This window comes from Luteimonas sp. TWI382, from assembly GCF_039674545.1.
Taxonomy (GTDB): domain Bacteria; phylum Pseudomonadota; class Gammaproteobacteria; order Xanthomonadales; family Xanthomonadaceae; genus Luteimonas.
Window position 1 is genome coordinate 260,640 of the sequence record NZ_JBDJNS010000001.1, and the last position, 23,834, is coordinate 284,473.

Here is a 23,834-nt window from a genome sequence, read left to right on the forward strand (position 1 = left end):
CCGCACGGCGCCCGAGGACACGCGATGCGGCGCTGGCCGTGCATAGAATGCGCGCATGCATCGTCGCACGCGCTTTCGCTGGGCCTGGTGGCTGCTGGCCTACGCCAGCCTGGGCCTCGGCATCCTGGGCATCTTCGTGCCGGGCCTGCCGACCACGGTGTTCATCCTGATCGCCGCCTGGGCCGCCTCGCGTGGGTCCGAGCGCCTGCATCGCTGGCTGCTTGCGCACCCGCGCTTCGGGCCGTCGATCCGCGACTGGCAGGCGCATGGCGCGGTCAGCCGCCGCGCGAAGTGGTTGGCGACGGTGGCCATGCTGGCTTGCTCGGCGATTCTGGTGGCGCTCGTACTGGCGATCCCGGCCCACCGCTGGTGGATGAGCGCGCTGCCGATCGGCTGCATGGCCGTCGTCGGCACCTGGCTGTGGTTGCGGCCCGAACCGCCGGCGGCATGATGCGCAGGTGCGCGCTGCGACAGTGCACTCAGCGCGCGCCGGTCTCGGCCTTGTAGCGGTCCAGGAACCCGTCGAGCGGCGAGTAGAGCAGGTCGCCGGCCAGTCGCCGCGGCGGCTCGTAGGAAAAATCGAACGAGAACCGGCCGGTCGGCTCGATCGTCAGCAGCACGCTCGACCACGCGCCGCGCTCCTCGCGCATGGTCTCGCGCAACGCCACCAGCGCCTCCTTGGCTGCGCGCGAGAGACGGAAGTCCACGTCTTCGAGTGGCTGCGCGGGGATGGCCGCGATCGCGGAGGTCTGCGAGCTGATCCTGCGGCCGCCTTCGGTGTCGATTTCGGCATGCAGGCCGATGCGCTTCCACTCGCGTGCGCCCCATTCCCCTTCCATCACATCGGTGACGCAGGCGGCGACTTCGCGCACGACCCGTTCCTGGGCTTGCTGGATGGCGATGGCGTCGAGCATGGGAGTCCGGGCGGCATTCGGGGATCAGTGGATGTTATCGAAATCGAACTCCACCCACTTCCCGCCTTCCTGCCGGTAGGCGGCAACGAAGCCATCGGGCCGCGATGTCGTGTTGCCGGCGTCGTAGTAGGGCTCGACCCGGATTTGCACGTCAAGCTCTGGATTCTCCTGCTTGAGTGCGCGGATCTGGCCCTCGAACTGGTGGCCGTAGGCGCCGGTGTTGAGGTTCTTGGTGCCGTCGGGCAACGGCTTGCCGTTGCCGGGCACGACGTTGAGCCGGTTGGTCGGGCCGGCGAATGAGTCGGCGATCAGGTGGAAGCCGACGTCGGTGGGATAGCCCTCGTGTCCGATCTGCCGCTGCAGGCCGGGATCGTTGCGGCCGGCGGGTTCGAGCGACACGCTGCCTTCGGCCTTGACCACGCGGCCGGCCTCGTCGGTGCTCCAGCGGTAGTCGCCGAACGCGTAGACCGTATCGGGACGTGCGGCGTTCGCGGCGACATTGAAGTCGTCCATCGTGTCGAACTGCAGCAGCGGCCGCCCGCCGACGGTGCGGCCGGTGTCGGCGCGGGCCAGGATCTCGGCCAGATCGGCGGCGTCGTCGCCGCGCGCGGCGACGCGTCCGCCATCCCCCAGGTCCTGCGCGTGCTCGGCCGCGCGCGCGGCATCGGCGATATCGCCGGCGGCGTCGGCCGCCTTGGCGCCCTTGGCGGCCTTGTCGACGCCCTTGGTGCCGGCGACCGTGAGCACCAGCTCGGCGGCGCCGCGGCCGATCGCCTCGCCGTAGCGCCCGGCCTGCCAGTCGTCGACGATCGGGTCGACGACCGCATCGACCAACAGGCCCGGATTGCGCGCGATCGTGGAGACCAGGTCGGCCGCGGCCTCCATGCGCTCGCCGCCGCGTTCGGCCGAGGGCAGGCAGTCGGGGACATCGAGCGTGTCGCCGGTCGCCTGCGTGTAGAGCGCCGACGCGCCGTCGGCCAGCCAGCCCGCCGGGCCGAGGTCATAGCCGGTCTTCAACGCGTTCGCGCCCAGTGTCGCCACGCCCTCGCCGGTCTCCCAGAGCACCTCGCCGGCCCCCTTGAACGCACCGCCCACCTGCGAGGCGGCGCTGCCCAGCCCTTCGAGAATGCCCATCGTGCGGTCCTGTGGCGCGTGACCCTCGCAGTGTGGGCGGCGGGTGCTGGGCCGGACAATCTGGGGCCGACCCTACTGCGTCCATGAACACGCGCATCCGTGGCGTCCGCCGCCGCGTATTCGGGCGGACCGGCGGCCGCGGCGCCTGTACACTTCGCCGATGAGCAACCGTCTTCCGATCGTGCTGACCGCCCTGTTGCTGGCCGCCTGCGGCAACAAGGCCGACCTGCTGATGCCCTCCCAGGTGCCGCCGGAGGACGCCGGCCGCTTCCTGATCAAGTCCTCGGTGCCGACGCGCGCGCAGCGCGACGCCGACACCGACGCAGTGCAGGAGGACGCGGACGACGCTAACCCGGCGCAGGACCGCCCCGCGCCCGCGGTGCCGGTGATCCTGGACGTGCCGCCCGCGACCGGGACGCCGTGACCGGGCGCAGGCCCGTCGCTTCGAGGGCCCGGTGTTGATGGCCGCGTCTTCCACGCCGCTGCGCTTTTCGAAGATGCACGGCGCCGGCAACGATTTTGTCGTGCTCGACCTGCGCGACGGCACGCCGCCGCCCGATGCCGAGCAGTGCCGCGCGCTCGCCGACCGGCACCTCGGCGTCGGTTGCGACCAGATTCTGACCATCGAGGCGCCGCATGCGGCCGGGGCGGTGGCGCGCTATCGCATCTGGAATGCCGATGGTTCGTCGTCGCAGCAGTGCGGCAACGGCGCGCGCTGCGTCGCTGCCTGGCTGGTGCGCGACGGTGTGGCGGGCACGAACGGTTTCGTGCTCGAAAGCCCCGCTGGCCTGCATGCGGTCGATCGCGAGGGCACGCACTTCCGTATTGCGATGGGCGTACCGGCCTTCGCGCCCGACGACGTACCGTTGGCCGGCTTCAACGCCGCGCCGTTGTACACGGGCGTGCTCGACGACGGCACGTCGGTGGCCTTCGGGGCGGTGTCGATGGGCAATCCGCATGCGGTGATCGAGGTCGACGACCTCCAGGCCGCGCCGGTGGCGCGCATCGGTGCGGCCTTGCAGGCCTCGCCCTGGTTTCCCGAATCGGTCAACGTCGGGTTTGCGCAGGTGTTGGCCGCGGACAAGATCGCGTTGCGCGTGTTCGAGCGTGGCGTTGGGGAAACCCGCGCCTGCGGCAGCGGCGCCTGCGCGGCGGTCGCGGTGCTGGCGCGGCGCGGTCGCATCGCGCGCTGCGCCGACGTATCGTTGCCCGGCGGCACGCTGCGCATTGCCTGGCCCGAGGATGCAGCCACGCTGACGATGGCCGGCCCGGCCGCATTTGTATTTGAAGGGGAGTGGAGCGCATGAGCGAGACCACCGAGACACTTGGCGCGCACGAAGTGGCCGCCTGGCTGCGTCGGCAGCCCAAGTTCCTGCAGCAGTTTCCGGATCTGGCGCTGACGCTGGTCGTGCCGCGCGACGACGGCCCGGCGGCGTCGCTGGCCAGCTACCAGCTCGAAGTGTTGCGCGACAAGAACCGCGAGCTGTCCAAGCGCCTGCGCGAGCTGTATGCGATCTCGCAGGAGAACGAACGCCTGGCGGTGCGCACCCACCAGCTGACGCTGGCGCTGATGCGCCAGCCCGACGCGGCCTCGACGGTGCGCGCGCTGGCCGCCACGCTGGCCGAGGATTTCAACGGCGACCTGGTCCGCCTGGTGCTGTTCGCGCCGGTCGCCGGGCTCGACGAGGACTGGCTGCAGATCGTCGCGCGCGACGACCGCCGCCTGCAGCCCTTCGTCGACTGCCTCAAGGACGAGGCGCCGCTGTGCGGCCGCCTGCATCCCGACAAGCAGTCGCTGCTGTACGGGCCGCGGGTGGACGAAGTGCATTCGAGCGCCCTGCTGCCGATCGAAGGCGTCGGCCTGGTCGCCGTGGGCAGCCGCGACCCCAACCGGTTCTATCCGGGCATGGGCACGCTGTTCCTGCACATGATGGGCGAGGCGTTCGCGGCGGCGATGAAGCGCTACGCCGGCTGAGCGTGGCGATGTCGGCCGACGTCGAGGCGTTCCTGGCGCATCTGCAGGTCGAGCGGCGCATGTCGGCGCACACGCTCGACGCCTACCGCCGCGACCTCACCGCGCTGGCCGCGTGGGCCGAGGACAGCGGAAACGCTGACCTTCGCGCCTTGCAGGCCGACGACATCCGCGCCTTCGTCGCTGCCGGCCATCGTGGCGGCCTGTCGGCCAAGAGCCTGCAGCGACGGCTATCGGCGTGCCGCAGTTTCTATCGTTGGCTGCTGCGGCACGGCCACGTCGTCGCCAATCCCGCGGCCGGCGTGCGCGGCCCCAAGGCGCCGCGCAAGCTGCCGCAGGTGCTCGATGTCGACGAGGCGACGCAACTGGTCGAAGTGCCGACCGACGCGCCCCTGGGCCTGCGCGACCGCGCGCTGCTCGAGCTGTTCTATTCGTCGGGCCTGCGCCTGGCCGAATTGGTCGCGCTGCGCTGGCATGACCTCGATCTCGACGGCGGGCTGGTCACGGTGTTGGGCAAGGGTAGCCGTCAGCGCAGCGTGCCGGTCGGCTCGCATGCGATCGTGGCGCTGCGCGCGTGGCGCGCCGAGAGCGGCGCCGGCGCCGACGCGCCGGTCTTTCCCGGCCGCGGTGGCGGCCCGATCACCGCGCGCGCGGTGCAGATGCGGCTGCGACTGCTCGCCCAGCGCCAGGGCCTGTTCAAGCGCGTGCACCCCCACCTGTTGCGGCACTCGTTCGCCAGCCACGTGCTCGAATCCTCGGGCGACCTGCGCGGCGTGCAGGAACTGCTCGGCCACGCCGACATCGCCACCACCCAGATCTACACCCACCTCGACTTCCAGCACCTGGCCAAGGTCTACGACGCCGCGCATCCGCGCGCGCGGCGCAAGCGCGGCGCCGCTGGCGAGGACGGCTGACGCGCAGGCGTTGCGCGCGGAAGACCGGCCCTGGGACCCGAGGCCGCGGAGGTCCATCGACGAGACGGTCGTCGCGTCAGCACTTCGCGTGCTTCGGGCGGTCGGTTTCGGGCTCGATGCCCCAGGCGAGGTACCAGTCCTCGCCGTCGTTCTCGATCGGGTGCTGGGTGCGCCCGGCGCCGTTGCCGCAGGCCAGGGCATCGGCCGCGCAGTACGTGTCGCAGCCCCAGCAGATGCGTTCGGGGTGTTTGGGGTGCAGCGGAAACGGTTTGGCCATGCCTGTGTCTTGTCGGGACCGGTTGCCAGCATTGCGTGTCGATCGGCCGCGCGCCTTGATCCAGGACAAAGGGCGCGGCATCGCGCGTCGCGCGCCAACGGGGCTGCGCGGCCCCGAAATGTGCTCGGGGATGTCTCGCGATGACCAGCCGCGGGTGCGTGGGTTGAATGGGGCGCGTGGACGCCCCACTGATGGGGTTCGATCCACGGAGGCCGCATGGACCCCAGCCAGAATCCCAATGTCTTCCACGCCACGACGATCGTCTCGATCCGCAAGGGCGGCAAGGTCGTCGTCGCCGGCGATGGTCAGGTCACGCTCGGCCACACCGTGATGAAGGGCAATGCCCGCAAGGTGCGCCGGCTCGGCGACGGCAGCGTGCTCGCCGGCTTCGCCGGTGCGGCGGCCGATGCGTTCACGTTGTTCGAACTGTTCGAGGCCAAGCTGCAGCAGCATGGCGGGCAATTGGTGCGTGCCGCAGTCGAGCTGGTCAAGGACTGGCGCACCGACCGGCGTTACGGAAAGCTTGAGGCGCTGCTGGCGGTGGCCGACAAGGACACCTCGCTGATCATCAGCGGCAACGGCGACATCATCGAGCCCGAGGACGGCATCGTCGCGATCGGCTCGGGCGGCTCCTATGCGCTGTCGGCCGCGCGTGCGCTGCTGGCCCATACCGACCTCGACGCCCGCACCATCGCCACCGAGGCGTTGCACATCGCCGGCGACATCTGCATCTACACGAATCGGAACGTCGTCGTCGAAGAACTCTGAAGGCGGGACTGGGGATCCGGGGCTCGGGATTCGGCCAGCCGATCCTGCCCGTCGATCCGCCAGTCGCGCGCCCCTCCGCTCTTACGAAGCCCGAATTTCCCCATGCCCAATTCCAGCTCGTCCACCATGACCCCGCGCGAGATCGTGCAGGAACTCGACCGCCACATCGTCGGCCAGAATGCGGCCAAGCGCGCGGTCGCGATCGCGCTGCGCAACCGCTGGCGCCGGGCGCAGTTGCCCGATGAACTGCGCAACGAGGTCATGCCCAAGAACATCCTGATGATCGGTCCGACCGGCGTCGGCAAGACCGAGATCGCGCGCCGGCTGGCGACGCTGGCCAATGCGCCGTTCGTCAAGGTTGAGGCCACGCGTTTCACCGAGGTCGGCTACGTCGGCAAGGACGTCGAGCAGATCATCCGCGACCTCGCCGACACCGCAGTCAAGCTCTACCGCGAGCAGGCCAAGGTGCGCGTGCGCACGCAGGCCGAGGACCGCGCCGAGGACCGGATCCTCGACGCGCTGCTGCCGCGTCGCGAGACGCCGTCGCAGCCGTTCGGCTTCGGCGCGCAGCAGACCACGGTCGACATCGGCGCCGAGCCGTCGTCGAAGGAATCCGAGACCCGGCAGAAGCTGCGTCGCCAGTTGCGCGCCGGCGAACTCGACGAGCGCGAGATCGAACTCGAACTCAGCGCCGGGCAGGGCATGGACATCATGACCCCACCGGGCATGGAAGAAATGGGCCAGCAACTGCGGCAGATGTTCGCCAACCTGGGCGGCGGCAAGACCCAGAAGCGCAAGCTGACGATCCGCGCCGCGCGCCCGCAGCTGATCGAGGAGGAAGCCGGCAAGCTCGTCAACGAGGATGACGTGCGCGAGGCCGCGATCGAGGCTTGCGAGCAGCACGGCATCGTGTTCATCGACGAGATCGACAAGGTCGCCAAGCGCAGCGAGGCCGGCACCACCGGCGGCGACGTCAGTCGCGAAGGCGTGCAGCGCGATCTGCTGCCGCTGGTCGAGGGCAGCACGGTCAGCACCAAGTACGGCTCGGTGAAGACCGACCACATCCTGTTCATCGCCTCGGGCGCGTTCCATCTCGCCAAGCCCAGCGACCTGATTCCCGAGATGCAGGGCCGCTTCCCGATCCGGGTGGAGCTCACCGCGCTGACCAAGGACGACTTCGTTCGCATCCTCACCGAGCCCAAGGCGGCGCTGACGCGCCAGTACGTGGCGCTGCTGCGGACCGAAGGCGTGGACCTGGCGTTTGCCGACGACGCGGTCGAGCGGCTGGCCGAGATCGCCGCGCACGTGAACGAGCGGCAGGAGAACATCGGCGCGCGGCGCCTGCACACCGTGCTCGAACGCCTGCTCGACACGCTGAGCTTCGAGGCCCCCGACAAGGGCGGCACGGTGACGATCGACCGCGCCTACGTCGATGCGCACCTGGGTGAGCTGGTGCAGGATCAGGACCTGAGCCGTTACATCCTCTGAGAACCTGTCCAAGGTCCTGCTGCGCTTGCCAAATGGCGCGCGTGCGGTGCTCGGAATGCGCACGTACGCTCCGCTTCCTGCGCTCCGCCACGCGCCATTTGGCGGCGCTCGCGACGGACCTTGAACAGGTTCTGCCGCCGCGCCGGGTTCACAGCCGCAAAAGGGAAAAATGGGTATATTGGCCTCACGTCCATCGTGAGGCCGTTCCCATGTCCGTTGCCCCCAAGTTCGATGCACTCGACGCGCTGCCGCGCACGCCGGCGTCCGATGTCAAGAAGCTGGGCTGGCGCGGGGTCATGAAGTCGGTCGCTCGCGACGGCCAAGTGGTGGTGACCCACCACAACACGCCCGAAGCGGTGATCCTGTCGGCCGAGACCTACGACGCGATCCTGCGCGCGCTGGAGGCGGCCGCGGCGCCGCAACGTTCGGCACTCGAGGACCTGCAGGCGAAGTTCGACGCCAGGCTGGCGTCGCTGGAGAGCGCCGATGCCGGTGACCGGCTGCGCGCGATCATGGCGCGGCCGGCTACGCTGCGCGGCAAGGTCAAGGCCGGCGCCTCGCATTGAGCCTGCGCGGGCGGCCGGGCGGGCGGCGCACGCGCCGGATGCGCGGTGATACGCCCAGGCGTGGGGCCGCCGCCGCGGGCGGGCCCGGCGCGCCTGAACGCACGCGCGGCGCGAAGCGCAGTGCAGCGGTCGACGAGGGCGCCGTCATGCGGCGGCCGGTGCTGTTCGTGCTCGCGGGCGTCAACGGCGCCGGCAAGAGTTCGATCGGCGGCCACCTGCTCATCGACGCCGGCCTGAGCTGGTTCAATCCCGATGAGTTCGCGCGCGCCCTCGCTGCCGCCACCCGCTGCAGCCAGCGCGAAGTCAATGCCGAGGCGTGGCAGGAAGGCATGCGCCGGCTCGACGCGGCCGTTGCCGCTGGCCGGGACCACGCCTTCGAAACCACGCTGGGCGGCAACACCGTGCCGGCGAAGATCGCCCAGGCCGCGCGCACGCACGACGTGCTGATGTGGTTCTGCGGCCTGTCGTCGGTCGACCAGCACATCGCCCGCGTACGTGCTCGCGTCGCTGCCGGCGGTCACGATATTCCCGAAGCCGACATCCGTGCGCGCTGGCACCGCTCGCGCGAGAACCTGATCGTGCTGATGCCACACCTGGCGCACCTGCAGGTCTACGACAACAGCGTCGAGGTCGCCCGCGGCCGTGCCGTGCCCGATCCGCGGCGCGTGCTGGAGATGGTGGCCGGGCGCTTGGTGCATCCGGCGCCCGACGATTTCGGCGTCTTGCGCGCGACGCCAGGCTGGGCGCAGCCGCTGGTCGAGGCCGCGCTGGCCGCACAAGATCGACGTGCCTAGCGGATCGTCGTCGAGCGCGGCAGCGAGGCTTGATCTGAAGCCCTCCCCCGCACGCGGGGGAGGGTTGGGTGGGGGCAAACAATCAGTTCGATAAAGAACACGCTCAGTGCGTCGGTGTGCGCGGCGCATCGTCAGATGCATCTCGCGCGCCCGCGGTGTCCACCGAGACCACCACCGACATGCCCGGGCGCAGGCGTTCGGCCAGCGGCTGACCGTGGTCGATCGCGATGCGCACGGGAATGCGCTGGGCGATCTTGACGAAGTTGCCGGTCGCGTTGTCCGCCGGCAGCACGCTGAATTCCGAGCCGGTCGCCGGCGAAATGCGCTCGACGCGCCCGCTGAGCCGCGCGCCGCCGAGGGCGTCGACGGTGAAGGTTGCCGGTTGTCCGACGCGCATGTCGGTCATCTGCGTCTCCTTCATGTTCGCCAGGATCCAGATGTCGGCCGGCACCAGCGCCATCAGTTGGGTGCCGGCATTGACCAGCGCCCCCTGACGCACGGTGACCTGTCCGAGAAGCCCGTCCTCGGGCGCGACGATGCGGGTGTTGTCGAGGTCGATCTTCGCCAGTCGCACCGCCGCCTCGGCGCTGGCGACGGCCGCCTCGAGGCTGTCGCGGTTGACCTCGACGCTGCGCGCGTCCTGCTCGGAGATCTGCAGCGCCGCCCGCGCCTGCGCGGCGGAGGCGCGGGCCTGCGCGCTGTTGGCGCGCGCAAGGTCGCGATCGTGCGCAGAGATCAGCTTCTGGTCGGCCAGTTGTTCGAGCCGGCGCAGGTCGATCGTGGCGACCTCGGCCTGCGCGCGCGTGGCCGCGATGTCGGCGGCGCTGCGCGCGATCCCGGCCTCGGCGCTGCGCCTGGACTGCGTGGCGTTGGCCAGTGCGGCCTGCTGCACCCGCAGATTGGCCTGCGCCTGTTCGTAGCGCTGGCGGTAGATGCGGTCGTCGATCGTGACCAGCAATTGACCACGGGTGACCGCCTCGAAGTCCTGGACGGCGACGTGGGTCACATAGCCTGTGACCTGCGGCGCGATCAGCGTCACCCGGCCGCGCACCATCGCGTTCTCGGTGCTCTGCACGCTGCTGCCGAACGGCGGCAGGCGCCAGGCGTAGAGCACGATCAGGATGCCGGCGAGCGCGACGGTGGCGAACGCCGCGATCTGCAACGTCCGTCGCCGGCGCGCGGGCGCGGCGGGCTGTTCGGGAGTCGATGGGGCAGGGGTGCTCATGCGGGGTCCGGTGTTGCGGGTACGGGCGGCGCGGGCGTGCGCAGGCGCGCCCACGCCTGGGAGGCGATGATCCACACCAATGTGCAGAACGCGATGAAGGCGATCATCAGGAACACGTCGTTGTATGCCAACACAGTGGCCTCGCGGCTGGCCGTCGCGCCGAGTGCGCGCAGCGCGAGTGCCTCGCGCAACGCAGGATCGGCAACGGTGGACGCGTAGCCCTGGGCAGTCGCATGCACGCGCGCGGCGACCTGGGGATCGAGCAGGGTCAGGTGCTCATTGAGCACGCTGGAATGGAACTTCTCGCGCAAGGTCTGGAATGTACCCAGCAACGCCGAGCCGAGCAGGCCGCCCAGGTTCTGGGTCATGCCGAACAGCACGACGAAGCTGATGAGGTTGCGCGGCTGGCTGATCACCGGGCCGATGCCGGCGATCATCATCGGCCCGAGGAAGAATGTGCTGCCGAAGGCCAGCAGGAACTGGCTGAGGTACATCTGCTCGGGCCGGGTGACGTTGCTGGCCTGCGCGTCCATCAACGCACCGGCCATCATCAGCAGCAGCGAAAACAGCACCGGCTGCCAGGTCTTGGCTGGATTGATCGTCGCCGCGCTGGCCGCCAGGCCGGCGACGCTGCCAGCCAGCACGATCATGAACAGCGTGTGCATCTGCGCATTGCCCAGGCCCAGTGCCTGGAGGAAACCGACGGCGCCGGTGGCCTGTTCCGACAGCACGATGCGGATCAGCACGATCGCCAGGGCCAGCCGCAACATCGAGGCGGTCGCCAGCCAGCGCGTATTGAGCAGCGGACGCGCGCGGAAATGCTCGATGGCGATGGCGGCGGTCACCAGTGCGACGGACGCCGCGAACGCCCAGCCGAGCCAGGCGGTTTCGGTCCACCAGCCGATGCGGCCCTGCGCCAGGAGCGCGGTCAGCAGGGCGACCCCGGGTGCGAACAGGCCGAAGGTCAGAAAATCCAGCGGCTCGAATGCCTTGTGGCGATCCCCCGGCGGCAGCTTCAGCAGCAGCACGCAACCCAGCGCCAGCAACGCCAGGCCCAGTTCGAACAGATACAGGCCGCGCCACTCGCCGAACTCGAGCAGGTCGGTCGAGAACACCCGCGCCAGCGGCAGCGCCAACTGCGCGATGCCCAAACCCAGCACCAGCCCCCGCAGGCGGTGCTTCTGCGGGCACGCCTGCAGCATGTAGTACAGGCCGAGAGTGTTGAGCGCCGCGCCGGCGATGCCGTGTCCGGCGCGGACCGCGATCGCCGACCCCAGGTCATTGACGAACAGATGCGCCAGCGTGATCAACGCGTACACCACCAGGAAGGCTTCGGTGAACAGCCGCAGGCCGAACTGCTGCCTGAACTTCACCAGCAGGATGTTCATCGACACGTTGGTCATCACGTACGCGGCGGGCAGCCAGGCGACCTCTGCCGCGTAAGCGCCGAGCGCGCCCTGCAGGTCGAGCAGGTTGGCGGTCACCAGGGCGTTGCCCAGGCCGCCGGTGATCGCGATCACGAACCCCACGACGCCGTAAGCCACGCGCATTGGCGTGGAATGCAGCGGGGTCGATGGCGATCCCGGCATCATTGGCCGCTCATGCGGCGCCCACGCACGCGGTGCGTAGCGGTCCGCGCGGGGCGATCGCGGCGCGGGGGGCGGAGCAGGCGGCGGAACGCGCGACATGGCGCGCAGTCTGGACGCGCAACCGGCATGCCGGCAAGGCGCCGCGCGCACCGGAGCGTTGCGCCCGACCTCGCCCGGATCCCATGTGATGGCCGCGTCGACGTCGCGTCGGTCGCGGCGACAGACAATGGCGTCTCCGTCCGCAAGAGCAGTTCGCGATGTCCATCGTCCGCCCCTTCGTGCTTGCCTGCGCCGCGCTGCTGGCCGCGTGCACGGAACCGGTGCCGCCAGCAATGCCGGATGCCGCCACCACGGCGTCGGCCCCTTCCCCCGCGCCGGCAACCGCCGCGCACGATGCGGACACGACGGCGGGCGCCACGTCCAGCGCGGTCGCGCCGCTGTATCGGCAACTGCGCGACTTCACCGTGGCCTGCGACAACGGCCGGGCCTGCGAGGCGATCGGCGTGAACGACGGGGCGTTCGGTCTGGTGCTGCGGCTGTCGCGCGCGCCGGGCGGCGACGGTGCGCAGCGGCTGCAACTGGGCACGTCGGACGGCGCGCCCAAGCCGGCCACGCTGCGGCTCGACGGCGTGGCCGTGCCCGAACTGGCCGCGCTGCCGTGGCGACGCGACGACGACCGCGATGCGCTGACGCTCGATGCGGCCGCCGACATCGCGACGTTCATCGCGCTGGTCGGCGATGGCACTCGGCTATCGGCTGGCAGCGGCGAGGACGCGCCGGTGGTGTCGCTGTCGGGCTTGCGCGCGGCGTTGCTGCTGATCGACGAGCACCAGCAGCGGCTGGACACGCCCAGCGCCTGGGCGCGGCGTGGCGAGCGCGATTCGACAGCCCTGCCCGGCGGGCCTGCGCTGCCGAGGCTGCATGCAGCGGTGCTGCCGCCGGCATTGTCGCCACAGGACGCCACACGGCTGACCGCCGCAGTCCGCGCACAGGCGGCCGACGCGCTGCGCGAGGCCGACTGCAACCCGCCGCGCGAGGGCTTCGACATCCGCGACCAGGACGCGGCGTATCCGCTCGATGCCGAGCGCGCCCTGGTGTTCGTCGCATGCCTGAGCGGGGCCTATCAGACCTCGAGCCTGGCGTTCCGCACGGCACGCGACGGCAGCGGCGCGACCCGCATCGTGCCGCCGGGTCCGCCCGGACTCGATGATGCCGGCTCGGACTTCGCGCTGCTCACCAATGCCGATTACGCGCCCGACACCGCCACGCTGTCGCATTTCGCCAAAGGGCGCGGGCTCGCCGATTGTGGCGCAGCGGCGCAGTGGCACTACGACGGACAGGCGTTCGTATTGGCGCAGTACGCCGAACTGCGCCGCTGCGGAGGCGCGGCGCCCGGCGATTTCCCGACGCTGTGGCGTACCGAGACGGCGCGCTGAGCGCGCCTTTGTCGCGGGACCGCGTCAGTCCTCGCCGATGTCCTCGTTCCAGACCTGGGGGTGCGCGGCGATGAAGCCGCCGAGCAGGTCGATGCAGTCCTGGCTGTGCAGGTCGATCACCTCGACGCCGTGCTCGCGCAGCCAGTCGATGCCGCCGCGGAAGGTCTGCGACTCGCCGACGACGACTGTGCCGATGCCGAACTGACGGACCAGGCCGCTGCAGTACCAGCACGGCGCCAGCGTCGTCACCATGATCGTGTCGCGGTAACTGCGCTGGCGACCGGCCTTGCGGAAGGCATCGGTCTCGCCGTGCACGGACGGATCGTCTTCCTGCACGCGGCGGTTGTGGCCGCAGCCCAGCAGCCGGCCATCGCGGTGATAGAGCGCTGCGCCGATCGGGATGCCGCCCTCGGCCAGGCCCTGGCGGGCTTCGGCGATGGCGGTGTCGAGCAGGGCGCGGTAGTCGGGCGTGGCGATCATGGGGCGGTCGTGGCAGCGCGGGGCCTGCAGTCTGACGTGCCTGTGCGATGCGGTCGAGCGGGCGCGCCGGCCGCGGCAAATTCTTAACATTCGCGTGGCAGAATCCGCGCTCCTCTCCGCACGCGATGCAAGAACACCTATGGAATGGCTGGCCGACCCGACGATCTGGATGGGTCTGGCGACCTTGGTGATCCTGGAGATCATCCTGGGCATCGACAACCTGGTGTTCATCGCCATCCTTGCCGACAAGCTGCCTCCCGAGCAGCGCGACAAGGCACGCATCATCGGACTGACCCTGGCGCTGCTGATGCGCCTGGTGCTGCTGGCGTTGTTGGCGTGGATCATGAAGCTGACCGCGCCGCTGTTCTCGGTCTGGGAACACGCGTTCTCCGGGCGCGACCTGATCCTGCTCGTGGGCGGCCTGTTCCTGCTGTTCAAGGCGACGATGGAACTGCACGAGCGGCTCGAGGGCCGGGAGCACGACAGCGGCGGCAAGAGGGCCTATGCCGCGTTCGGCGTCGTGGTCGCGCAGATCGTCGTGCTCGATGCGGTGTTCTCGCTCGACTCGGTGATCACCGCGGTCGGCATGGTCGAGCACCTGGGTGTGATGTACGCCGCGGTGATCATCGCGATGGCGGTCATGATGCTGGCCAGCAAACCGTTGACGCGCTTCGTCAGCCGCCATCCGACAGTCGTCGTGCTGTGCCTGGGCTTCTTGCTGATGATCGGCTTCAGCCTCGTCGCCGAGGGGCTGGGCTTCAAGATTCCGAAGGGCTACCTGTACGCGGCGATCGTGTTCTCGATCCTGATCGAGGCGTTCAATCAGTGGTCGCGCTACAACCGCGAGCGCCACGTGCGCCAGCTGCCGTTCCGCCAGCGCACGGCCGACGCGGTGCTGCGTCTGCTCGGCGCGCGTCCGGACACGGCGAGCGAGGGCGGCGCCATCGAGCCGGCCGAGCAGGCGCCCGATGGCGAGCGCCTGGAGGCGGCCGAGCACGACATGATCCGCAGTGTGCTGACCCTGGCCGAGCGACCGGTGTCGAGCGTGATGACGGTGCGCGGCGACATCGAATGGATCGACGCCACGCGCGGGCTGGGGCATGCGACCGAGCGGCTGGTGCAGTCGCCGCACACGCGCCTGCTGGTCTGCGACGGCGAGCTCGACCGCCTGCTGGGCGTCGTGCAGAGCAGCGACCTGTTGTCGAGCGTGCTGCAGGGCCGGGCATTGAACGTGACCGAGTTCGTCCGCGAGCCGCTGGTCGTGCCGGAGGGCACGTCGACTTTGCGCGTGCTCGAGCAGATCCGCGCCCATCCACTCCCGATCGCGGTCGTCGTCGACGAGTACGGCAGCATCGAAGGCATGGTCACCGCGAACGACCTGCTGGCCACGATCGCCGGCGACCTGGCCGATACCCAGGACGCCGACTATGGCGCGGTGCGGGGCGAGGACGGTGCATGGCTGGTCGACGGCTCGATGTCGATGCAGGACGTGGCGCTGGCGACCGGCCTGAGCCTGCCGACCAGCCCGACCTACGTGACCCTGTCCGGGCTGGTGGTCCACGCCCTGGACCGGATGCCGGCAGAAGGCGACGAGGTGACCATCGACGGCCACGTGCTGCGGGTCGAATCGCTGGAACGGCGCCGGGTCGGGCGCCTGCGGATCGCACCGGCCCCGAATGAGGGATAATCGGCCCATGAGCGACGAATCCTCCAGACCCGGCACCACCCATTTCGGCTTCCGCGACGTCCCCACCGGCGAAAAGCAGAAGCTGGTCGGCCAGGTGTTCTCCTCGGTCGCAGGCAACTACGACCTGATGAACGACCTGATGAGCCTGGGCATCCACCGGGTGTGGAAGCGCTATTTCGTCGCGACCGCGCAGGTGCGCCGCGGCGACCGCGTGCTCGACCTGGCCGGCGGCACCGGCGATATCGCGGCCCTGCTCAAGAGCCGGGTCGGCGAATCGGGCGAACTGGTGCTCGGCGACATCAATGCGGCGATGCTGCGCACCGGGCGCGACCGCATGACCGATCGCGGGCAGGTGCGCGGCTTCGAGTACGTGCAGTGCAACGCCGAGACGCTGCCGTTTCCCGACAACAGCTTCGATCTGGTGACCATTGCCTTCGGCCTGCGCAACGTCACCGACAAGGACGCGGCGCTGCGCGAGATGCAGCGTGTGCTGCGCGTCGGCGGCCAGGCGCGCGTGCTGGAGTTCTCCCAGGTCAAGCCCGAGTGGTTCCGCCCGCTTTACGACTTCCACTCGTTCCAGGTGCTGCCGCGGCTGGGGCGGCTGTTCGCCGGCGACGCCGACAGCTACCGCTACTTGGCCGAGTCGATCCGCAAGCATCCGCCGCAGGACGAGCTCAAGTCGATGATGGACGCGGCCGGCTTCGTGCGCTGCCGTTACCGCAACCTGTCGGCCGGCATCGTCGCGATCCACGACGGCTTCAAGGCCTGACGCCCGACGGCCGGCGTGGCGCCGGCCCGAAACAGCGCAGGACGAGCGCGAGCCGCGCCTGCTCGCAGCGTGCGACGAAGCAACGTGCCTGCGCGGTGCGCCTTGAAGCCGCGCCTCACAACAGCGTGGCCGCGACCTCGATGGCGCCGCGGCGCGAGGCGAGCCGGTCGGCCAGCCGGGTCGGTTCGGGCAGACGGTAACCACGCAGGCAGCGCAACGTCCAGCCCAGCGCGCCGTCGACCGAGATCCGGTGCCCGGGCGAGACGATCAGTGGGTTGCAGCGTGCGCGGCTGCGCAGCGCCCAGCCGATGTGCGCGCCGCGGTCGCGCAGCGGCGACCGGTCGCCTGGCGCATCGCCCGGTGGTTCGAACTGGCCGGCCAGGCGCTTCTTGGCCACGCCGATACTGGCCAGGCCGGTGGCCACACCGAAGTGCGCCGCGATGCCCAGGCGCCGCGGATGTGCGATGCCCTGACCGTCCACGAACACCAGGTCGGGCGTCTGCGACAGCTGCGCGAGCGCAGCCAGCAAGGCCGGCAGCTCGCGGAAGCTCAGCAGTCCGGGCACGTAGGGCATGCGGGTCGGCAGGCGGGCGACATGGGTTTCGACCGGCTGCAGCGATTGCGCATCCAGCAGCACCGCCGCGGCGCGGGTGACGGCGCCGGCGTCCTCGAACCCCACGTCGAAGCCGCCGATCCAGCGAACGCGCGCCGGCAGCCTGTCCTGGAGCACGACCTGCGCAGCCAGGCGCGATTGCAGGGCGCGCGCCTGGGCGGGGCTGCCGTCCCAATCGCCGAATGTGGCCTCGTTCATGCGCGTAGGCTGCAACGTACCCGGTCGCCGGGACGTGCACGGCCGGGGTGTCAGCAGGCGGCGCGGGGCGACGGAGTAGACTGCGCGTCGGTTCTTCCGCCGCGAGACGTTCCGTGATCCGAATTCCCCCGTTCCGTTTCCCGCAGCTGGCCTCGGTGCTGCTGTTGTCCCTGTCGGCCCTGGTGATCGGCGGCTGCAAGCCCGAGGCCGGCACCGCGCCGGCACCGCCGGCCAGCGAAAAGCCGCCGGCCGAGGCCGCCGACCGTGACGAGCATTCCTATGCCGAGCCCGACAAGGTCGTCACCGAGGACTTGGCGCTGGACCTGGCGCTCGACTTCGACGCCCGCACCATTGCCGGGACCGCGACCTACACGCTGCAGTGGAAGGATCCGGCGGCGACCGAGCTGGTGCTCGATACGCGCGCGCTGACGATCGACAAGGTCGAAGGCGAGGCCGGCGGGCAGTGGCAGCCGCTGCACTACGCGCTGGCCGATGCCGACGCCACCCTGGGCAGCAAGCTGACGATCCAGGCCCCGGACCGCAATGCCCGGATCCGCGTGACCTACACCACCTCGCCCGACGCCTCGGGCCTGCAGTGGCTGACGCCGGAGATGACCGAAGGCAAGAAGCTGCCCTTCATGTTCAGCCAGTCGCAGCAGATCCATGCCCGCTCGTGGGTGCCGCTGCAGGACACGCCGGCGATCCGCTACACCTACAGCGCGCACGTGACCTCGCGTCCGGACGTGATGGTGCTCATGAGTGCGGACAACGATCCGGCCGCCCAGCGCGACGGCGACTACACGTTCAAGATGCCGCAGAAGATCCCGTCCTATCTGATGGCGATCGCGGCCGGCGACCTGGTGTTCAAGCCGATCTCCGAGCGCAGCGGCATCTGGGCCGAGCCGGCCACGATCGACCGCGCGGTGGCCGAGTTCGCCGACACCGAGAAGATGATCGCCACCACCGAGCAGCTCTATGGCCCCTACCGCTGGGAGCGCTACGACCTGCTGATCCTGCCGCCGTCGTTCCCCTACGGCGGCATGGAGAACCCGCGCCTGTCGTTCATCACCCCGACCGTCATCGTCGGCGACAAGTCGCTGGTTTCGCTGGTCGCCCACGAGCTCGCGCACAGCTGGTCGGGCAACCTGGTGACGTTCTCCAGCGCCAAGCACGGCTGGCTCAACGAGGGCTTCACCAGCTACGTGGAGAACCGCATCGTCGAATCGGTCTACGGCAAGGAGACCAGCGACATGGAGTTCGTGATCGCCCGCAATGCGCTCAAGGAGAGCATCGTCTCGATGCCCGAGGCGGTGCAGGCGCTGGCGGTGAAACCGGGCACGGTGCTCGACGCCGACGACGCGCTGAGCGCGGTGGCCTACGACAAGGGCGCCTGGTTCCTGCAGTTCCTCGAGCAGCGCTTCGGCCGCGAGCCGTTCGATGCGTTCCTGCGCGGCTACTTCGACCATTTCGCGTTCCAGAGCATCACCACCGAGCAGTTCCTGGCGTACGCGAAGGAACATCTGTTCGACAAGTATCCCGGCACCGTCAGTGATGCCGAGATCCAGGAATGGGTCTACGGCCCGGGCATCCCGGCCTCGGCGCCGCAGGTGATGTCGCGCAACTTCGGCATCGTCGACTCCGCGCGGCTGGCGTGGCTGGGCAGCGCGCAACTGCCGCCGCGCCAGATCACCGATGCCTGGTCGACGCAGGAGTGGCTGCATTTCCTCGACAGCCTGCCGGCGACGCTGACCCACGAGCAGATGGCCCAGCTCGACGGCGCCTACCACTTCACCGGCACGGGCAACGGCGAGATCGCGATGCGCTGGTATCCGCTGGCCGTGCGCAGCGGCTACACCGAGGCGAACGCGGCACTGGCCGAGTTCACCGCGCGTGTCGGCCGTCGCAAGTTGATCATGCCGATCTACGACGCGCTGGTGCAGACCGAGTCCGGCCTGGCGCTGGCCAAGGAGATCTTCGCCAAGGCGCGTCCGGGCTACCACCCGATCACGACCGGCTCGGTGGAGAAGGTGATCGACGAGGCCAAGCCGGCCCCGGCGGTCGATCCCTCCGCGCCTGCGGTCGACGAGGCCGCCCCAGCGGCCAACTGACGGCCGGTGCCGTCCTGCGCGGCCGCCTTCGGGCGGCCGCGTGCGTTTTGGATGGGCGCCGCGGTGCGGACGCCTGCTACGCTGATGCCGCGCGCGCTGTCGTGGCGGCGCCCCGCCGAAGAATCGAGGACATGCCCATGCCCGCCGTTGCCCGCCCGCTCGCTGCCGCCCTGTTCGTCGCATCGCTGGCGCTTGCCGGTTGCCAGGACCGCGAGGCGCAGGCTGCCGCTCAGGCCCAGGCCCAAGCGCAAGCCAACGAGCAACAGGCGGTCGCCGGCGAACGCGACTTCGAAGCCGCCGTCGCCGCCGAGAACTGGGCGCTGGCCAAGGCCCAGGCCGACGTGCTGCTGTCGCGCTACCCCCAGACCGAGGCGGCCGGCCGCGTGCGGGCGAAGTTCGATGAAGTCCGCAGCCGCGGCGACGCGGTGCGCGAGCAGGCGCGGACGGCGGCCTTGTGGAGCTACGACACCCGGCCTGCCGACGGCGGGCAACAGGTCTCGGCGGCGATCTATGCGCGCCAGCCGGTCGACGTCGACGGCAGCGGGGCCAAGCCCGTGCGGCTGATCTTCCGCGACCATCCCTCGTGGGGGCGCAGCAGCTACCTGGTGCTGGAAGCCGGGGATTTCGACTGCTATCCCAACTGCCGGATCGAGGTGACGGTGGACGAGGCCGCGCCGCGCCGCATGGCGGCCAACCGGCCGCAGACCGACGAGGCGATCGCGATGTTCATCGACGATGAGAAGGCGTTGTGGCGTCTGCTCGATGGCGCGAAGACGCTCTCGATCGCCTTCCCGGTCAAGGCCGGCGGCACCCGCACGGCGGTGTTCGAAACCGCCGGGCTCGACCGCGCGCGGATGCCGGGCTGGCAGTGAGCCGGCGGCGCAAAGCGCTGGGACGTTCGCACTGATGGACGTGGCCATCGTCGTGGTGGTCAGTGCCTTGGCGCTGGCACTGCATGTCGTCCTGTTCGTGGTGTTCCGGCGCTGGATGGACCGCGACCTGGCGCTGTCGTTCGCCGGTGACGACCCCGCCCGCCGCGCCTACATGCTGGCGCAGTTGCAGCAGGCCCGGGCGCAGGGCATCGGCCGCCGCGCGCTGCCCGATTGGCTGGCCCGCGCTGCGGCGAAGGCGCCGGGCGACGCGTCCGCCGCCTGACGCCGGCTTTTAGTTGCAGTTGGCCTGCGCGACCCGCAGCTGCTGGGCGGCGGCATCGCGTTCGCGCGCGATCGCGCGCTGCTGGTTCTCCTGTTGCGCGCGCAGGCCCGAGCGGTCGGTCGGATCGGCGCCGACAGCGCCGGTCGCCGCGCGCTGCGCCTGCGTGGCGGCCAGCCCGCGCTGGGCCGCGGCGACACGCTGGTCGGACACCGGTTGCACGGCGCTGCGCGCGGTCTGCAGGCAGCGCTCGCGCTGCGACAGCGCTGGGGTGGGCGTGACCGGGCGGGTGACATCGTTCGCGAGTTGCCGCGTCGGCTGCGGCGCGCGCAGCGTGGCGGCCGGTGGCGGGGGGGCCTGCGGGCGCAGTTGCTGTGGCGCGGGCGCGGGCGCTGCGGGCCGCGCGACCGCGGCAGGCGGCGGATCGGCCGGATTGCGCAGCTGTTGCGCCGCGACGGGGGCTGCGAGGCCGGCGCAGGCCAGCACGGCGGTCAGCAAGGGAGCGGGGCGCATGGACGTCTTCCAGGAAGCGGGCAGATGTCCTTCCTACAGCGGGCGGGCGTATGTCGGCGTCAATACGCTTTGCGGCCGGGTTGTTCAGGTCCTCAGTCGGCCGTCGTCTGCGCTCGGCAGGGCGGCATGCCAGCGACCGGGGCCGGCGGCGGGGCCGGGACTTCGGCCGGGATCGCGACCTGTTCATCGGCGAGCATGCGCGCCGCACGCCAGCCGCCCCAGCGGTAGTAGCCGACCGCCAGCAGCATCGCCACCAGCGCGCTGGCCGGAAAGCTCCACCAGATCGCATCGGCGCCGAGCGTGGGCTGCAGCCAGGTGGCGAACGGCACCCGCACGCCCCACAGGGTCGCCCCCAGGATCAGCAGGGGCGGCAGCACCGCGCCGGTCGAGCGCACCACGCCGAACAGCACGAAGGTCACGCCGAAGAACAAGAACGACCAGATTGCGATGCGATTGAGGTGACGTGCGGCCTCCAGCGCGGCGCTGGCCTCGGGCAGGAACAGCGCCAGCGCGTGGCGGTCGAGGCCGATCAGCACCGCGATCAAAACGCCGGTCATCAGGAAGTTGATCGCCACGCCGGTCTTGGCGACCCGGCCCACGCGGTCCCAATGGCCGGCGCCCACATTCTGGGCCGCCATCGTCGAGCACGCCGCGCCGATCGCCATTGCGGGCATCTGTACGTAGGTCCACAGCTGCAGCGCAGCGCCGTAGGCGGCGGTGGTCTCGACGCCGTGCGCGTTGACCATTGCGATCATCGCGATCATCGCCGCCGACAGCATCACCATCTGCAAACCCATCGGCAGCCCCTTGGCGAGCAGTGCGCGAACGATCGTCCAGTCCGGGCGATACAGCGCGCGCTCGTCGCGGCCGATCCAGAGCCGATGGCGACGGTGCCGCAGCCAGGCCAGCATCGCCACCAGCCCCAGCGCGTTGGCGATCAGGTTCGCGGCCGCCGCGCCGGCCATGCCCATCTCCGGCAACGGGCCGACCCCGAACAGCAGCAGCGGCACCAGCACGATGTCCAGCGCGACCACCAGCAGCAGGAACAAGAACGGGGTGCGCGAATCGCCGGCGCCGCGCAGGATCGCCGACAGGAACGCGAGCGCGTACAGGAACGGCACCGCCAGGAAGATGATCCGCAAGTACGCCTCGGCATGCGGCAGTGCCGACGCCGGTGTGCCCATCCAGTCGAGCACCGGTCCCGAAAGCGGCAGGCCGGCGAGCGCGACGAGGACCGACACGCTCACAAAGAACGTCGCGCTGGTGCCGATCGCGCGCTTGGCCGCGGTGAGGTCGTCGCGGCCGATGGCCTGTGCGACGAGGATCGTCGCGGCCATGCCGACGCCGAACACCGCGCCCAGCAGGAAGAACAGGATGTTGTTGGCATTGGCGATCGCCGCGATCGCATCCTCGCCCAGGAACCGGCCGATCCAGATCGCATTGACCGAGCCGTTGAGCGACTGCAAGGCATTGCCGCCGAGGATCGGCAGCGCGAAGACCAGCAGCGTGGTGGCGATCGGACCGCGGGTCAGGTCGCGCGGGCGGTCGGTGGCTGGGGCGGCTTGGCGTCGTGACATCGGCGCATTCAGGCTGGCCGGGGATCGTGATGCGGTGAGGCTGCAGTCGGCTGGGGGTGACGCGCGTGAAGGGACGGTCACTTTCATTGACCAGTCGCCAGTCAGGGATCGCAAATGACCCCGGCAAGAACTGGCACTTCAGAAAGTGCACTCTGACCCCGGTTCTGGTTCGTGCTCGTGTCGCCCCATTCCACCCGGTTGCGCCCCGCGTGCTTGCCGCGATAGAGCGCCGCGTCCGCCACCTGCATCGCCTGCTCCAGCGACGCATCGTCGTCGAAGCGCCCCGAGATGCCCACGGTGACGGTGCAGCGCAACGCCTCGCCATCCGGCGTCTGCAGCCGGGCCGTCGATACGACGGCTTGGCGGATGCGCTCGGCCACGCCGCCTGCGGTGGCCTCGTCGGCGCCTGGGCAGACCACGGCGAACTCCTCCCCGCCCATCCGGCATACGAGATCCCCCGCGCGGACAGCCTCACGCAGGACATCGCTGATGGCGCAGAGCACGGCGTCACCCGTGTGGTGACCGTATTGGTCGTTGATGCGCTTGAAGTGATCGAGATCGATCAGCAGCAGGCGAGCGCCGTTCGAATGCCGCTGTTGCATCTTGAGTGCCTCGGTCAAGCCGCGGCGATTGAGCAACTGTGTCAGCGGATCGCGCGCGGCCATGTCGCGAAGCCGGTCGGTCAGGCGGCGCAGAACGAGCCAGACGATGAACGGTGGAATGATGGTCGCCAGCGAACACATGTAAACGTAGAAAACCACCTGGAACTGTCCATCCATGTGCAGCGTCGCCAGGCCACCGGCCAGCAACTTGGCCAGTTTGAGCGCGTTCAATACCCCGATGCCGCTGATCAGCGCGGCAAGCAGCAGCGCCTCAGCGCGAAGATCGCGGGCGAACGTACGTAGGCCCGCCACCAGCACGACCACCATGCCAACGAACCACAGGGCACACACTGCCGAAAGCAGCGCGTAGCGCGCCACCGGTCCCCAGGCCCATTCCACCAGGATCTGCACGACCACATGGCCCAGCCCGAGCGCAGCCAGCGGCCGGAGCAGTGGCGTCGGCCGACCAAAGAAGCGCAGGCCGCCCACGCTGTAGGCCAGCAGTGCGCCGAGTGTGAGCGCATGATTCAACACGCCCATCCAGCTCAGCCCCACCGAGCCTTCCAGCAACTGCAGCATGTACGCAGCGCCGAGGATCAGGTTGCCCACGGCGAAGGCATCTGTCCCCATCCTGTCGCGGCCCAAGCGCCTGCTGATGAGCAGGAACATCACCGAGAAGCTCAGCAGGTAGGCACACAGCATGCCGACGAGAAGCGTGGCGATCATAAGGCGCTCGAAGTCGGAACAAGGGCGAAGACAGGCCGCAGGTCCGCACGCCGCATCCGCTGGCGGGATGCCGAAGTTCCCCCTTCGGCGCGCGCGACTGGATGTCAGGACGGGCAGGCCTGCCCCGTCCGATTGGACGGCGACAGCTTAGTACCAACGGCTGGGCAGCGGTGAACTTGAGCCTGCGTCGGCATCCTGACGGTGCGCGAAGGGCTTGCGTACGTTGCGCACGGTGCCGCTGGGCGGGGTGGCGATGCTTCGTTCGGCCTGCCGGGCCGGGTGGACGCCTGGCCGGCTGTTCATTTCATCCCGATCCCCGAATGCGTGGGGCA

Annotated in this window: 25 protein-coding genes; 15 read left to right on the forward strand and 10 right to left on the reverse strand. The window is 70.1% G+C overall.

Translation table 11 applies throughout. The annotated features are described in order from the left end of the window. The first annotated feature begins 55 nt into the window (after nt 1–55). On the forward strand, nt 56–451 hold the full coding sequence (locus ABE505_RS01205; protein ID WP_346442746.1) for a YbaN family protein: 396 nt from the start codon (nt 56–58) through the stop codon (nt 449–451). Between the two features lie 28 nt (nt 452–479). On the opposite strand, the gene ABE505_RS01210 is transcribed toward ABE505_RS01205, so the two are convergent. Next, complete coding sequence (locus ABE505_RS01210; RefSeq protein ID WP_346442748.1) at nt 480–914, reverse strand: hypothetical protein; 435 nt, start codon at nt 912–914, stop codon at nt 480–482. A 24-nt stretch (nt 915–938) separates the two neighbouring features. Then, complete coding sequence (locus tag ABE505_RS01215; RefSeq protein ID WP_346442749.1) at nt 939–2,048, reverse strand: DNA/RNA non-specific endonuclease; 1,110 nt, start codon at nt 2,046–2,048, stop codon at nt 939–941. Between the two features lie 160 nt (nt 2,049–2,208). Here ABE505_RS01215 and ABE505_RS01220 point away from each other — a divergent pair, with 160 nt between their 5' ends. From ABE505_RS01220 to xerC, 4 genes are read left to right on the forward strand one after another with little or no spacing between them, the layout of a single operon-like run. Next, on the forward strand, nt 2,209–2,472 hold the full coding sequence (locus ABE505_RS01220) for a hypothetical protein (RefSeq protein WP_346442751.1): 264 nt from the start codon (nt 2,209–2,211) through the stop codon (nt 2,470–2,472). A gap of 37 nt (nt 2,473–2,509) precedes the next feature. Continuing rightward, the gene (gene dapF, locus ABE505_RS01225; protein WP_346442753.1) at nt 2,510–3,355 is read left to right on the forward strand and encodes a diaminopimelate epimerase; all 846 of its coding nucleotides are present in this window, start codon (nt 2,510–2,512) and stop codon (nt 3,353–3,355) included. Continuing rightward, a complete protein-coding gene (locus ABE505_RS01230) occupies nt 3,352–4,023 on the forward strand; it encodes a DUF484 family protein (protein ID WP_346442755.1) in 672 nt (223 codons plus the stop codon). The genes dapF and ABE505_RS01230 overlap by 4 nt, the downstream gene beginning before the upstream one ends. A gap of 8 nt (nt 4,024–4,031) precedes the next feature. Then, nucleotides 4,032–4,934: a tyrosine recombinase XerC gene (xerC, locus tag ABE505_RS01235; RefSeq protein WP_346442757.1), complete on the forward strand. Its 903-nt coding sequence runs from the start codon at nt 4,032–4,034 to the stop codon at nt 4,932–4,934. A gap of 76 nt (nt 4,935–5,010) precedes the next feature. On the opposite strand, the gene ABE505_RS01240 is transcribed toward xerC, so the two are convergent. Then, nucleotides 5,011–5,211 (reverse strand): DUF3079 domain-containing protein, encoded by a 201-nt coding sequence (locus ABE505_RS01240; protein WP_346442758.1) that lies wholly within the window; start codon nt 5,209–5,211, stop codon nt 5,011–5,013. 216 nt (nt 5,212–5,427) lie between these two features. On the opposite strand from ABE505_RS01240, the gene hslV reads away from it, so the two are divergent. From hslV to ABE505_RS01260, 4 genes are all read left to right on the forward strand, one after another. Beyond that, entirely contained in the window at nt 5,428–5,979 is a 552-nt protein-coding gene (hslV, locus tag ABE505_RS01245; RefSeq protein WP_047135539.1) for an ATP-dependent protease subunit HslV, read from the forward strand. Nucleotides 5,980–6,081: 102 nt separating this feature from the next. Next, nucleotides 6,082–7,467, forward strand: a complete 1,386-nt coding sequence (hslU, locus tag ABE505_RS01250) for an ATP-dependent protease ATPase subunit HslU (protein ID WP_346442760.1) — start codon at nt 6,082–6,084, stop codon at nt 7,465–7,467. 209 nt (nt 7,468–7,676) lie between these two features. Continuing rightward, complete coding sequence (locus tag ABE505_RS01255; RefSeq protein WP_346442761.1) at nt 7,677–8,033, forward strand: type II toxin-antitoxin system prevent-host-death family antitoxin; 357 nt, start codon at nt 7,677–7,679, stop codon at nt 8,031–8,033. A gap of 146 nt (nt 8,034–8,179) precedes the next feature. Further along, a complete protein-coding gene (locus tag ABE505_RS01260) occupies nt 8,180–8,827 on the forward strand; it encodes an AAA family ATPase (protein ID WP_346442763.1) in 648 nt (215 codons plus the stop codon). A 103-nt stretch (nt 8,828–8,930) separates the two neighbouring features. Here ABE505_RS01260 and ABE505_RS01265 read toward each other — a convergent pair whose 3' ends face one another. Continuing rightward, a complete protein-coding gene (locus ABE505_RS01265) occupies nt 8,931–10,052 on the reverse strand; it encodes an HlyD family secretion protein (protein WP_346442765.1) in 1,122 nt (373 codons plus the stop codon). Next, nucleotides 10,049–11,740, reverse strand: a complete 1,692-nt coding sequence (locus ABE505_RS01270; protein WP_346442767.1) for an MFS transporter — start codon at nt 11,738–11,740, stop codon at nt 10,049–10,051. Before ABE505_RS01270 ends, ABE505_RS01265 begins: the two co-directional genes overlap by 4 nt. 158 nt (nt 11,741–11,898) lie before the next feature. Here ABE505_RS01270 and ABE505_RS01275 point away from each other — a divergent pair, with 158 nt between their 5' ends. Beyond that, complete coding sequence (locus ABE505_RS01275; RefSeq protein WP_346442769.1) at nt 11,899–13,077, forward strand: DUF1176 domain-containing protein; 1,179 nt, start codon at nt 11,899–11,901, stop codon at nt 13,075–13,077. A 24-nt stretch (nt 13,078–13,101) separates the two neighbouring features. Here ABE505_RS01275 and ABE505_RS01280 read toward each other — a convergent pair whose 3' ends face one another. Continuing rightward, complete coding sequence (locus tag ABE505_RS01280) at nt 13,102–13,557, reverse strand: nucleoside deaminase (RefSeq protein ID WP_346442770.1); 456 nt, start codon at nt 13,555–13,557, stop codon at nt 13,102–13,104. Between the two features lie 139 nt (nt 13,558–13,696). Here ABE505_RS01280 and ABE505_RS01285 point away from each other — a divergent pair, with 139 nt between their 5' ends. Both ABE505_RS01285 and ubiE read left to right on the forward strand, forming a co-directional pair. Continuing rightward, complete coding sequence (locus ABE505_RS01285; protein WP_346442772.1) at nt 13,697–15,244, forward strand: TerC family protein; 1,548 nt, start codon at nt 13,697–13,699, stop codon at nt 15,242–15,244. Between the two features lie 7 nt (nt 15,245–15,251). Further along, on the forward strand, nt 15,252–16,013 hold the full coding sequence (ubiE, locus tag ABE505_RS01290; protein ID WP_346442774.1) for a bifunctional demethylmenaquinone methyltransferase/2-methoxy-6-polyprenyl-1,4-benzoquinol methylase UbiE: 762 nt from the start codon (nt 15,252–15,254) through the stop codon (nt 16,011–16,013). A gap of 115 nt (nt 16,014–16,128) precedes the next feature. Here ubiE and nfi read toward each other — a convergent pair whose 3' ends face one another. After that, nucleotides 16,129–16,824, reverse strand: coding sequence for a deoxyribonuclease V (nfi, locus tag ABE505_RS01295; RefSeq protein WP_346442776.1), 696 nt, complete (start codon nt 16,822–16,824; stop codon nt 16,129–16,131). A gap of 113 nt (nt 16,825–16,937) precedes the next feature. On the opposite strand from nfi, the gene ABE505_RS01300 reads away from it, so the two are divergent. From ABE505_RS01300 to ABE505_RS01310, 3 genes are all read left to right on the forward strand, one after another. Continuing rightward, nucleotides 16,938–18,932, forward strand: a complete 1,995-nt coding sequence (locus ABE505_RS01300; RefSeq protein WP_346442777.1) for a M1 family metallopeptidase — start codon at nt 16,938–16,940, stop codon at nt 18,930–18,932. Between the two features lie 137 nt (nt 18,933–19,069). Further along, a complete protein-coding gene (locus ABE505_RS01305; protein ID WP_346442778.1) occupies nt 19,070–19,804 on the forward strand; it encodes a hypothetical protein in 735 nt (244 codons plus the stop codon). A 34-nt stretch (nt 19,805–19,838) separates the two neighbouring features. Continuing rightward, complete coding sequence (locus ABE505_RS01310; RefSeq protein WP_346442780.1) at nt 19,839–20,087, forward strand: hypothetical protein; 249 nt, start codon at nt 19,839–19,841, stop codon at nt 20,085–20,087. Between the two features lie 9 nt (nt 20,088–20,096). Here the strand turns inward: ABE505_RS01310 and ABE505_RS01315 are convergent, their stop codons facing one another. From ABE505_RS01315 to ABE505_RS01325, 3 genes are all read right to left on the reverse strand, one after another. After that, nucleotides 20,097–20,597, reverse strand: coding sequence for a hypothetical protein (locus tag ABE505_RS01315; protein WP_346442781.1), 501 nt, complete (start codon nt 20,595–20,597; stop codon nt 20,097–20,099). Nucleotides 20,598–20,689: 92 nt separating this feature from the next. Further along, nucleotides 20,690–22,174, reverse strand: a complete 1,485-nt coding sequence (locus ABE505_RS01320) for an MATE family efflux transporter (protein WP_346442783.1) — start codon at nt 22,172–22,174, stop codon at nt 20,690–20,692. Between the two features lie 101 nt (nt 22,175–22,275). Beyond that, the gene (locus ABE505_RS01325; RefSeq protein WP_346442787.1) at nt 22,276–23,502 is read right to left on the reverse strand and encodes a GGDEF domain-containing protein; all 1,227 of its coding nucleotides are present in this window, start codon (nt 23,500–23,502) and stop codon (nt 22,276–22,278) included. Between the last annotated feature and the right edge of the window lie 332 nt (nt 23,503–23,834).